The following is an 11,239-nucleotide window of genomic DNA, read 5'->3' on the forward strand; positions in this document are numbered from 1 at the left end:
GACCATGAGCGGCAGGCACACCGGCGAGCAGCATTCCCACACCGTGGAGGGCACCGACCCCCAGCTCTATGTTGGGGTGCACGAGCCGGACTCCGACGCCGGGCTGCGGCCGGTGCTGCTGCTGCACGGCTTCTCCTCCTCGGGCAGGCTCAACTGGGAGGACACCGGCTGGCTGACCGCATTGCTGGCGGCCGGCCGCCGCGTGATCGTTGTGGATCTGCCCGGCCACGGCCGCAGCGGCGCCCCCGAGGACAGGGACTCGTATGCGCCCAGCAGGATCCGGGCGGACCTGTTGCAGATCGCGTCCGACGCCGGCGCCCGGCCGCTGCGCGACGGGGACCCGAGCAGCGGACTGGACGTGATTGGCTACTCCCTCGGCTCTCGGCTCGCCTGGGAATTCGGCGCCACCCAGCACGAACTGGTGCACCGGCTGGTCCTGGGCGGACCCAATGTTTCTGATCCGCTGGCTGACTTTGACCTGGCAGCCGCCCAGCGCTACCTGGCCGACGGCACTCCGATCGCCGATCCGTCCACCGCCGGGCTGCTGAAGATGGCCCAGATGCTCCCGGGCAACAACATCTTTTCGTTGCTGTCCCTGGTGGAAGCCATCAAGGCTGAGCCGTTCAATCCCGCCGAGGCCGTCCCGCACATGCCGATGCTGCTGGTGGCCGGGGAAAAGGACGAGCGCGCCGCCTCCATGCCGGAACTCGCCGCCCTGGGTGCGAGGGCCGGGGCCATGGTCGAACAGTTGGTCCTGCCGGGGCGGAACCACACCAACGCCATCACCAGCCGCGCCTTCAAACAGGGTGCCGTCAGCTTCCTGGGCGTCTGAATGCACGGCGGGGTCGCATCCGGGCCCGCCAAACGCCCGCGAGGGGCGCGAACCGACTCCGCGGTGGCTCCGGCGGGCCAGTAGCCGATTGACGCTGGTCCTCACACTGACGCTCCGGCCGCTTTTTGGCCCCGACATCGGCCCCGCCTGCCGGCTTTGGGCGGATTCTTTCGCGGTCGCAAGGTCCATGCTGGAACCCGGGGTTGCGGCGGCCAGGCGGTTCGCTTTGATCCGGGCCGGAACGGGCAGCGCGTCAGCGTTGGCCAAAAGCTCGCGCTGCAGCCTTTCCAGCAGCCGGCCGGCCCGGCGCACGGACCACGGAGCGCGAATCGACGCTCTCCCGCCGGGTCACGTAAGCCCTACAAGGCTCCGACACAGAATCCCCCCCATCCGTCCCCCGCTAACACCGCGCAGTCTGCCCGCCCCTCGGCCCGGCTGCCGCGGTTTGACCATCAAGGGATGGATGAAACTGCCGCCGGAGCAGATGGACGCCGGGCCTCGGTCTTCTCCGGCCGTGGCCGGGCTTTCCCGATGGGCACTGAGTGAACGCGCCCTGGGTTAAAGTCAAGGGACACGGGACCGTGAACTGCACCTGGCCGTCGGAACCGACGCCTCGGTCCAACGTTCAGGAGCAGCGCACAGGCGGCCCGTGTCCCTCCGGTGCTGCGTTGCCTGCTAGTGCCGGACCGATTCTGCCGGCACATGGGGGGCGACACCGAGCGGACGGCCCTTCGTCTCCCCGGCAAGAATGACGCCTACCGCGGAAATCACGCAGAGAACCATGATGTAGATACCGATGGAACCGGTCCACTTGGTGCCCTGCAACAGCGCCTCCGCGATGGTGGCCGCAAATGCACCGCCCAGGATGGCACCGAAGGCGTAACCGATCGAGATACCCGAGTAGCGCACGTTCGCCGGGAACATCTCGGCGTACATGGCCGACATCGGACCGTAGGACAGACCCAGGCCGATGGTCAGGACAAACAGCGCCACGCCGTAGAGCACGATGTTCTTGGTGTCGATGAGCGCAAACATCGGGATCATCCAGGCGAAGACGATTGCGTAGCCGGTCAGGAAGGTCTTGACCCTGCCGATCTTGTCCGACAGCCAGCCGCCAACCAGGGTGAAAATCAGCCAGCCAAAGGAAGCCAGCGTGGTGGCAAGCAGAATCTGCGGGGTGGGCATCTTCAGGGACTTGGTGGCGTAGGAGATAAAGAATGCAATCAGCAGGTAGCCGGCGGCATTGTTGCCGATGAAGATCATCGTCGAGTAGAGGACGGCCTTTTTATGCTTACGGATAAGCTCTCCCAGCGGGGCCTTGCTCTCTTCCTTGCGGGCCGACATTTCCTTGAATACGGGGCTCTCGGCGACGGCGCGACGGATCAGGTAGCCGACCACGATCAGGACGATGGAGAGCAGGAACGGAACCCGCCAACCCCAGGACGCGAAATCCTCCTTGGACATGGACGTATTGAGGAAGTACAGCAGGCCGGTGGCCAGGATCATGCCGACCGGGACGCCGATCTGCGGGTAGGCGCCAAAGAGGCCGCGCTTGCTCATCGGTGCATGCTCGACGGCCATCAGTGCGGCACCGCCCCATTCGCCGCCGGCGGAGAAGCCCTGGATGACGCGCAACAGGATCAGCAGGATCGGAGCCCAGACGCCGATCTGGGCGTAGGTGGGAAGCATGCCGATCAGCGCCGTCGCCGCACCCATCATCACGAGCGTGAAGACCAGCATGGCCTTGCGGCCGAGCCGGTCTCCCAGATGACCGGCGACAATGGCGCCGAGCGGTCGGAACAGAAAACTGATGCCAATGAGGGCAAAGGACAGGATCTGGGCCAGTCCCGGGTTCGAGGCGTTCAACGGTGCCAGGAACAGCGGCGACAGCAGCGTTGCTGTCAGCTGGGCGAAGATGAAAAAGTCATACCACTCGATGGTGGTCCCGACCAGCGTGCCCGCGAGGACTTTGCGTTCCTCATGCTTGCTGCTGGGACCCGCCTCTGAATCGACACTTGAAGTTGCGGTCATTGAAACTCCGTAGTTGGGGGCAGGGATGCTGCCCGGGTGGGTGCGATGAAAACAAGTCAATGCCTCAAGATTTACTGATCGAACGGTCAGTAAGTATTTAGATCTTACTATGAAATATGTGACAGAGCGCACGTTTATGCAAAAAAGCTTTGCCGGCCCCAACATTGACGTCTGGCTGGTGCCGGTGTGGTGCAGCATAGTGCGCCGTGATCCTGATTCCACCTAGGTTGTTCTATAATGGAACTCGATATTCACATATCGAACGCTAGACTACCGTGATTCAGAGCACAAGGGCCACACGTCGCTTCCCTGCTTCACCCGCGCCCGCGCCTAGGATGGATGTATGACCCCGACCGCCGGCAGCGCCCAGGCATCCCCGTCCCAAACGCTGTCCCGCGGCATCCGCGCCCTGGAAATCCTGGCTGATGCCCAGCACCCGCTGACCATCGCCGAACTCGCCGGCGAGTTGGGAGTGCACCGCTCCGTCGCGTACCGCATCCTGCGCACCCTGGAGGACCACTCGCTGCTGGTGCGCGACGACGGCGGACGGGTCCAGCCGGGACCGGGCCTCGCCGTTCTGGCCCGGGGCGTGTCCCGGAACCTGCAGACGGCGGCCTTGCCCGAGCTGACCCAGCTCGCGAATGCGCTGACGATGAGCGCTTTCGTCGCCGTCTGGGACCGCGAGGAATGCGTCACCCTGGTCACCGTCGATCCCCGGCATACCGGGGCAACCGTCGTGCAGCATCCGGGCACCCGGCATCCGATCAGCGCCGGGGCCCCCGGAATCGCAATCCAGTCGGCCTTATCGGAAGAGGAGTGGGCCGCCGCCGCGCCCGGCATCCCGTACCGGGCCGAAGCGGCCGAGGCGCGCGGCCGCGGCTATTCTGCCAGTCACGACGAGGTCCTCGCCGGCGTCTCCTCCATGGCCGTCCCCGTTCGGGTTCCGGGCGGCCGGCCCGCGGCTCTCGCCGTCGTCTACATCCGAGCGGCCCAGGACCCTGCGGAAGTCGCCGCGGCCCTGGCCGCCAGCGCCGGGCGCATCGAGGCCCAGCTTGGCGGGTGAGGATCGTCCACCCGCCGTTGCGCTAGCACCAATGGTTCTTCGGGAGTGTTAGGGGTGCCCGGAGCGGGGACCGGCGCCAGTGTAACTTCAGGGAGCCGGCGTGCTTGGCTTCCGGCGTTGCAGCACAACGGCGCCTGCCGCTCCCAGCAGGAACAGCGCCGCGGCCGCGCAGACGGGCACCACAAATGCTGTGGCGTAGCCCTGGTGCTGCGCCAACTGCCCGGCGATGGACGAACCGATCGCGGTGCCGGCAACAATACCGCTGGCCAGGGCGGTCATGACCGTTCCCAGCTTTCCGGCCGGGGCGACGATTCCGCCGATCGCGAAGACTGTGACCATCAGCGGGCCCACCGGCAGCCCCAGGACCAGCAGCACCACGATCATGGGAAAAATGGCCGCAGGCAGCAACAGAAGCAGCGCCAGTGAAGCCATCAGGGCTGCGCAGACCAGCCACCGGGCGTTGGCTGTGAACCGCTGGGACCAGTACGCCACCGACAACGCCGCCGCTGCCGAACTCAGACCCATCACCGCATACAGCAGGCCCGCCAGCTCTGCGGTGGCGAAGCTGGCGGAGAACGAACTCAGCGCCGTCTGGGTGGATCCGAAGAACGTGCCCATACAGACCATGGCCAGCACGGGGAGCGCGACGGCGCCAACGGCGCCTGCCCGCTCGCCGGCGCTAAGCGACGCCCGCAACTGCTTTGCAAGGGCGGTCGATGCCGTGGTGCGCGCCGGTGTCCGGACCACCGCACGGTGCGTATCGTGGACCGCAAAGGCCGGGACGAGGGTAATGGTCAGGGCAGCGGCCAGGGCCAGCGGCAGCCAGGGTGCGATCAGGCTCGCCAGGATACCCACAAGCGCCGGGCCCAGGACAAATGTAAGTTCGTCAGCGGTGCCTTCGTAGGACAGCGCGGTGTCCAGATCCGCCGGATTGGCGTCGCGTCCGCCGCGGGAGGTCAATGCCATCCATCGGACCCGGGCCAGCGGCCCCACTTGGGGGCTGCTGATGCCGGCCACAAATGCGGCCGCCAGGACGGGGACGGCGGCACCCAGGTCCTGTCCGCCGGGGATCAGGTAGGCGGAAATGATCAAGGCGATAACCGCGACGGTGTTGAAGACCGCGGCGAAGAGCAACACCGGCCGTTGGCCCCGCCGGTCCGCCAGCGCGCCGAGGACCGGGGCCCCGAGAGCCGAGCCGATGCCTACAGCGCCGGCCGACACGCCGCCGACGGCGTAGGAGCCGGTGACGGCGGTGACCAGGGTGAGGGTTCCGACAGTGAGCATCGCAAGCGGGAGCCTGGCGAAGAGTCCGACCGGGATGAAGCTCCGCCCTGCCAACAGCGGCAACCGGGCGTATCGTCCGGCGGTGCGCGGTGCAGGCGCCGAGGAGCCCGGCCCCGGCGGGGCGGGCGGGCGGGAAGGTGCGGCCGGGCCCGAGAGGGAGGCCGCCGTGGTGTCAGGGAGCTGCGGCGCCGTCGAAGCGGGCGCTTGGGAGGGAGGGAAGTGGGTCATGATTCCGGGTTCGTTCAATGGTGCGCATCGTCCCTCCTCCCGATGCGCGCGACCCGGTAACAGTACGATTCTAGCCGCATCGTTCGACGCCTGCACAGGCCCGGCAGCCGCGGCGGCTCCGGGGTGTCAGATGCGTGTCAGGGCTGGCCGTCATCGGAGATGTGCACGGTGGAACCGCTGCGCCCCTTGACTACCTGCAGCTGGGTGCTGATGCGCTGCTTCATTTCGGCCACGTGGCTCACCAGACCGACCACCCGGCCGCCGTCCCGGAGCCCCTCCAGCGCGTCCATAACTTGCTCGAGTGCTTGTTCGTCGAGGCTGCCGAAGCCTTCGTCCACAAAAAGCGTCTCGATGTCGACACCGCCGGATTCCTGCTGCACCACGTCCGCGAGGCCGAGGGCCAGGGCCAGAGAGGCCATAAAGGATTCCCCTCCCGAGAGCGTTGCGGTGTCGCGGCGCTGCCCGGTCCACTGGTCCACCACTTCCAGGCCGAGCCCGGATTTCTGCCCCCGGGCCGCCTTCGCGTCGGTGTGCTGCAGGGTGTAGCGGCCATCGCTCATTGCGACAAGTCGTTCCGAGGCGGCGAGAGCCACCTGTTCGAGCCGTGCCGCGAGGACATAGCTGTTCAGGCTCATCCGGTAGTTGTTGTCTCCCCCGCCGCGTGCCGCGTCCGCGACCGCCGTCAGCAGTGCTGCCCGTTCCCGCGGTTCCTGACCTGCCGCCGCGAGTTGCACATAGGTGTCGGCGATAGTGTCGAGGGTGCGTACGGATTTTTCCGCGAGGCCGGCCTCGAGTTCCGCGTCCCTGGCGGCGCGCTCAGCCGTGGCGGCTTCTGCGCTGAGCCGTTCCACCAGCTCCGCGGCAAGCGGGCCCTCCGTTGCCAGCTCGTGCGCCGCCAGCACCAGGTCCTCGCTGGCAAAAAGTTCCTCAATCCGGACAGCTTCATCTAGTCCGGCACGGACGTCCGCTTCCAGGGCTGCCGCAGCCGCGGCCGGCAGCAGGGCGCCGCGGGCCGCCTCGGCGGATGCGAAACCGGTGCCGGGAAGGGCCAGCTCCAACTGCCGACGGGCCTCCGCGGACCGGCCGCTGGCCTGTTCCAGCAGGTTCCGCGCTTCCTCGGCGCGTTCCAGCACGGCCGTTGCACCGTCCACGGCTGTGATGCGGGCTGCCAGGACCGGGTGTCCTGCCCTGAGTTTGTCGAGCGCCAGTTCCAGGGCATCGGACTGTTCCTGGACTTCGGCCAGGGTGGAGCCGATCCGGGCAATGCTGGAGTCCACAGCCGTTCGGGCCTGCTGGCCTGCGGCGCTCTCCTCCTCGAGTTCGGCGTGCCGGGTGCGGTTGGCGGCAAGCTCCGCCGCAGCGCGCTGCGCTTCCGCGGCACGTTCCCTGGCCAGGGCGGCGTCGAGGGCGGCGACGTCAGGGGCGGTATTGCCGCCCTGCGCCGCCAGCACGGCAACGTCCTGCTGGGCCTCCGCGAGTTCGCGTTCGAGGCTCGCGAGTGCGCCTTCCGCGGCCTCGCAGGCGCGCTGGGCGGTCTCTTCGGCCTCGGCCACCGTCAGGGCCGAAGCCGCTGCCGGGGCGGGCGCCGGGTGCTCGGGGCTGCCGCACACCAGGCACGGGAGACCGGGCAGCAGCTGGGAGGCCAGTTCCGCGGCAGCATTGGCCAGCCGTTCCTCACGCAGATCGAGCCAGCCCTGGCGCAGGTCCTGGTAGCTTTCCCGGGCCACGCCGTGGCGTTGCGCGACGGCTTCGCAGCTGGTCTCCGCCCGGGCGTACCGCCGGACCAGGACCAGCAGTTCTTCGGCCGCCGCTGCTTCTTTGGACCGCAACTGCACCTCGGCGGCGAGTTCTTCGAGCGGATGCATTGAAGCGAGAAGGGCAATGGACTCCGCCTCCAGGGCGGCCAGGGCAGCATCACCTGATGCCCGCTTGTCTTCCTGCCCGGCCAACTCCAGGCCAAGCCGCGCGGCGCGGCTCCGGAGCCCGGCGAGGCTCGATTCCTCGGGCAGCCGCTCCTCGAGCACGGCGCGCAGGGTACGCAATCCGGCCAGGGCAGGCCGCAGCGCAGCGCCATCGAAGGCAGCGCTGTCGAAGGCGGAACTGTCAGCATTAGCGGCGCTGTCCGCGGCCGCAGTCTCTAACGCGGCAAGTTCGTCGTCGGTAAGCGCCGCGGTCCGCAGATCGTGTCCTGCCGCCGCCATCGCTGCCCTTGCATCTTCCTCGGCCCTGGCGGCACCGTCGACCGCCTGCAGTTGCCCGCCGAGTACTTCGGCCAGCCGATGCAGGTCCAGCTGTCTGCTCTTGGCTGCGATGGCGGGGGCCGCGGCCTCAGCCGCGGATTGCCGGCGGCGGGCAACGGCCAGCCTGGACTGGCGGGCATCCCGTGTTGCCGCGGCGTCCCTGGCGGCCAGTCGCTCAGCACGCTGCCGGTCGGCCGCCAGGGCTGCCGCACGGTGTTGTTCCGCGGCACCGGCTGCACGAGCCTGGAGCCAGGGCAGGAACGAGTCCGTGTCAGCGCGGTCCGGAGCGGCCTCCCCGTCGCGTTCCAGCGTTGCCGTTTCAGCCTCCGCCTGCGCGAGCAGGAGCTCAAGCCGGCCATTGAGACCGGCGACCTCGCTGCGGGCTGCCTGCGCGTTCCGGCCCAGCTCCTGTTCAACAGCCTCAAAACGCTGGGTACCAAAGAGGCTCTGCAGCAGCTCCAGGCGGTCGGCAGCCTTGGACCGCAGGAAGGCCGCGAAGTCGCCCTGCGGCAGCATTACAACACGGGTGAACTGCTCCCGGTTCATGCCGAGGACCGCTGCGATCTCGGCGCCGGCTTCGTCGTTCCGGCCGGATTTTTCAAGCCATCCACCGTCAACGCGTTCCCGGAGCAGCGTATTGGCCTGCTGCACCGTGAAGCCGCTCCTACCCCGGGCGCTGGGCTTCTGCCAGGCCGGCGAGCGGGAGACCTCGAAGTGCCTGCCGCTGGCGGAGAACTCACAGGTGACCCGGGGCTCCGCGGTGGCCTCGGCATGGTCGCTCCGCAGCCGCTTGCCGTCCTGCCGCGCCCCGGGCACTGACCCATAAAGGGCGAAGCAGATGGCGTCCAGAACGCTTGTCTTCCCCGCTCCGGTGGGACCGTTGAGCAGGAACAGGCCATGGGCGCTCAGGCGGTCAAAATCGATGTGTTCGGTGCCGGCGAAGGGTCCGAAGGCGGAGATCTCAAGGCGATGGATTCTCACCGTGAAATTCCTTCCAGGCGCACGGCTTCCAGGGCTTGGGCCAGGACAGCTGCCTCGCCGTCGTCGGCGCCGCGGCCCCGGACGTGCTCCAGGAAACTGCAGCAGACGGCAAGGTCGTCGGTAGCGCCGGCGAGCCGGCTGCTGTAACTGCTCTTCGCGGCGGCACCGGCACCCTCCGGGTCGAACCCCAGCACCAGTGTGTCCGGGAAGCGCGTGCGCAGCCTTTCCATGGCCTGCGCCGGGCGCTGTGCGTCGGTCAGGGTGATCTGGCAATAGGCAGACTCGGCCCAGGCGTGTTCCTCCGACACGAGCAGCTCCGCCAATTTCCCGCGCAGCACGGCCAGCGTACGCGGAGCTGTCCAGAGCACCTCCCGGACCGCGCCGATGCCGTCAGCGTCGACGTCCACGAGCCAGCTGCCTTTGCGGTGCTTTGCTTCGGAGAACGAATAGGCGAGCGGGGAGCCGGAGTAGCGGACGGTGGGCGAGAGCTCCTGCCGCCCGTGCAGGTGGCCGAGCGCTGTGTAGCCAAAACCGTCGAAGAGGTCCAGCGGCACAGCACCCACACCACCAATGCTCAGGTCCCGTTCACTCTCGGAACTGATCCCGCCGCTGGCGAAGGTATGCGCCAGCACCACGGAGTGGACCGTTCGGCCGGCGCTCCGGGCCGCGAGATCGGCACGGATCAGGTCCGTGGCCGCCCGGGTTACCTCGAAGTGGCTCGCGGTCCCGACGCCGAGCTGTTCGGCCACCAGCCGTGGCTCCAGCCAGGGGATACCGTAGATGGCGAGCACGGCTCCGGTGCCGTCAACGGCATCGGCTTCGTCGTCGAGCGGGAACAGCACTGGCTGCTCCAACTCGGAGAGCCTGGTGCGCAGGTGCACTCCCCCGCGTTCCAGCAGCCGGGACGCGAAGCCGAGCCGGATGGCCGAGTCGTGGTTGCCGCTGGTCAGGACCACCTGGGCACCGGCACCGGTCAGGGCCACCAGGGCGTCGTCGAGCAGGCGGACGACGTCGACCCCCGGCAGGGCACGGTCATAGACGTCGCCGGCGATGAGGACGACGTCGACCGCCTCATCACGGACGCAGCTGACCAGCTGATCGATGAACGCGCGCTGGGCATCCAGCATCCCGACGCCGTGGAATGACCGGCCCAAATGCCAGTCCGAGGTGTGCAATAACCGCATACTCCTACGGTATCGGCTCCCACCGACAGGATTGCGCCACCGCTCCGGCACCCGATTACTTGCCGCGTTCGCCGTCGAAGAAAGCACGCGCTTCGTCGCTGCCGGCGGCCGCGCCACCGGCAGCCAGCCGGACCTGTGCCTCAGCCGGGTCCGGTGCGCCCAAGTCGTCGGATTCGCCCAGGTCGTCGGCTTCCTCGGCTTCGTCGGCCTCGCCCAGGTCCTCAGCTTCGTCAGCTTCGTCGGCTTCCTCGGCCTCGCCAGCCGAAACCGGCAACGCGCCCAACGTCAGCTGCGCGAAGCCGCGGACCGCGAGCCCCGCCACGGCCGCACCTACCAGCGGGGCGACCCAGAACAGCCACAGCTGTCCGAGCGCATCCGGGCTGCTGAAGAGCGCGGAAGCGGTGGCACGTGCCGGGTTAAAGGGGGAGTTACCGGGCGCCTGGCCAAACTGCAGGAGCACCGCAGTGGTCAGGCCGACGGCGAAGGGCGCCGCCAGCCGGGAGGGGTTCCGCCGCGAGGTGGTGCCCAGGTAGACGGCGACCAGCAGCGCGGCGCCGATCACCTCAATGAGCAGCACTCCCGCCATCGGGACCTGGATGACGGACCGATCACCGAAGCCGGCGTTCACCGTGTCGAAAGCCGTTCTGGCGTCGGCGATGTTCGGGACGGTGCGCAGGAGGCCAAAGAGGGTCACCCCGGCCAGCAGTGCGCCCACCAATTGCGCGCCGATGTAGGCCGCCGCGTCAGCGGGCCGCAGCCGGCCGGCAAAGGCGTTCCCCGCCGTCACGGCAGGATTAAAATGACCGCCGGAGAGGTATCCGAACGCGAGCATCGCTGCTGTAACTGCCAGTCCCGCGGCGAGCGGAGCCGACAGCGGGTTCGACTGCGGGATCGTGAACAAGGGAACGCCCAGGCCGGCGATCACCACAAAAAACGTCCCGAGAGCCTCGCCGGACAGTCGGCCCAGCAACCGGGGCTGCGGCGAAGTGTCCGTCGTGGCGGCTGTCCGGTCAGTCGACTCGCGGGCTGGGGCAGGCGTGATCATGGTGGGGAATTCCTTTGTTTGGGGCCAGCGAGCAGTCTGTCAGCGGAGTCTGGATGTTCGCTGGACCCGGACCCGGCGCTGCCAAAGCCCGCGCCCCCAACCGGGAATGTGCAACGGGTTCAGACTTCAGTCGCTGGGATCAGGGGACCGCGGGTCCCTCTCGCCCAGGTCTGCTGCCCCCAGCGTGGCAGCGGCCGGACTACGCGAAGCGTCGTGCACGCGGGCGCTCACCTCCGGGTGGTGGAGGTCCAGGGCCGGTCGCTCGGAGCGGATCCGCGGCAACGAGGTGAAGTTGTGCCGCGGCGGCGGGCAGGAGGTGGCCCACTCCAGAGAGGCGCCAAAGCCCCACGG

General features: G+C 68.3%; 7 protein-coding genes and 1 pseudogene. 2 read left to right on the forward strand and 6 right to left on the reverse strand.

The window, feature by feature from the left end; all coding sequences use genetic code 11:
- Positions 1-4: 4 nt before the first annotated feature.
- Positions 5-832 (forward strand): alpha/beta fold hydrolase, encoded by an 828-nt coding sequence (locus tag ABIB49_RS15695; protein WP_226774824.1) that lies wholly within the window; start codon positions 5-7, stop codon positions 830-832.
- Between the two features lie 675 nt (positions 833-1,507).
- Here ABIB49_RS15695 and ABIB49_RS15700 read toward each other — a convergent pair.
- The gene (locus ABIB49_RS15700) at positions 1,508-2,863 is read right to left on the reverse strand and encodes an MFS transporter (protein WP_226773336.1); all 1,356 of its coding nucleotides are present in this window, start codon (positions 2,861-2,863) and stop codon (positions 1,508-1,510) included.
- A 343-nt stretch (positions 2,864-3,206) separates the two neighbouring features.
- Here ABIB49_RS15700 and ABIB49_RS15705 point away from each other — a divergent pair, with 343 nt between their 5' ends.
- Positions 3,207-3,926 carry an IclR family transcriptional regulator gene (locus ABIB49_RS15705; RefSeq protein ID WP_226773335.1) on the forward strand — a complete coding sequence of 240 codons (720 nt, stop codon included), beginning with the start codon at positions 3,207-3,209 and terminating at the stop codon, positions 3,924-3,926.
- 87 nt (positions 3,927-4,013) lie between these two features.
- Here ABIB49_RS15705 and ABIB49_RS15710 read toward each other — a convergent pair whose 3' ends face one another.
- The 5 genes and pseudogenes from ABIB49_RS15710 to ABIB49_RS15730 form a co-directional block, all read right to left on the reverse strand.
- Entirely contained in the window at positions 4,014-5,438 is a 1,425-nt protein-coding gene (locus ABIB49_RS15710; RefSeq protein ID WP_282360401.1) for an MFS transporter, read from the reverse strand.
- Positions 5,439-5,575: 137 nt separating this feature from the next.
- Entirely contained in the window at positions 5,576-8,659 is a 3,084-nt protein-coding gene (locus ABIB49_RS15715; RefSeq protein WP_282360402.1) for an AAA family ATPase, read from the reverse strand.
- Positions 8,656-9,843, reverse strand: coding sequence for an exonuclease SbcCD subunit D (locus ABIB49_RS15720; RefSeq protein WP_226774597.1), 1,188 nt, complete (start codon positions 9,841-9,843; stop codon positions 8,656-8,658). Before ABIB49_RS15720 ends, ABIB49_RS15715 begins: the two co-directional genes overlap by 4 nt.
- Positions 9,844-9,898: 55 nt before the next feature.
- Positions 9,899-10,888, reverse strand: a complete 990-nt coding sequence (locus ABIB49_RS15725; RefSeq protein ID WP_226774598.1) for an MIP/aquaporin family protein — start codon at positions 10,886-10,888, stop codon at positions 9,899-9,901.
- 126 nt (positions 10,889-11,014) lie between these two features.
- Positions 11,015-11,239: pseudogene (locus ABIB49_RS15730) on the reverse strand (aa3-type cytochrome oxidase subunit I); the annotation flags it as partial.

Source organism: Arthrobacter sp. UYCu512 (genome assembly GCF_040547075.1).
Lineage (GTDB): Bacteria > Actinomycetota > Actinomycetes > Actinomycetales > Micrococcaceae > Arthrobacter.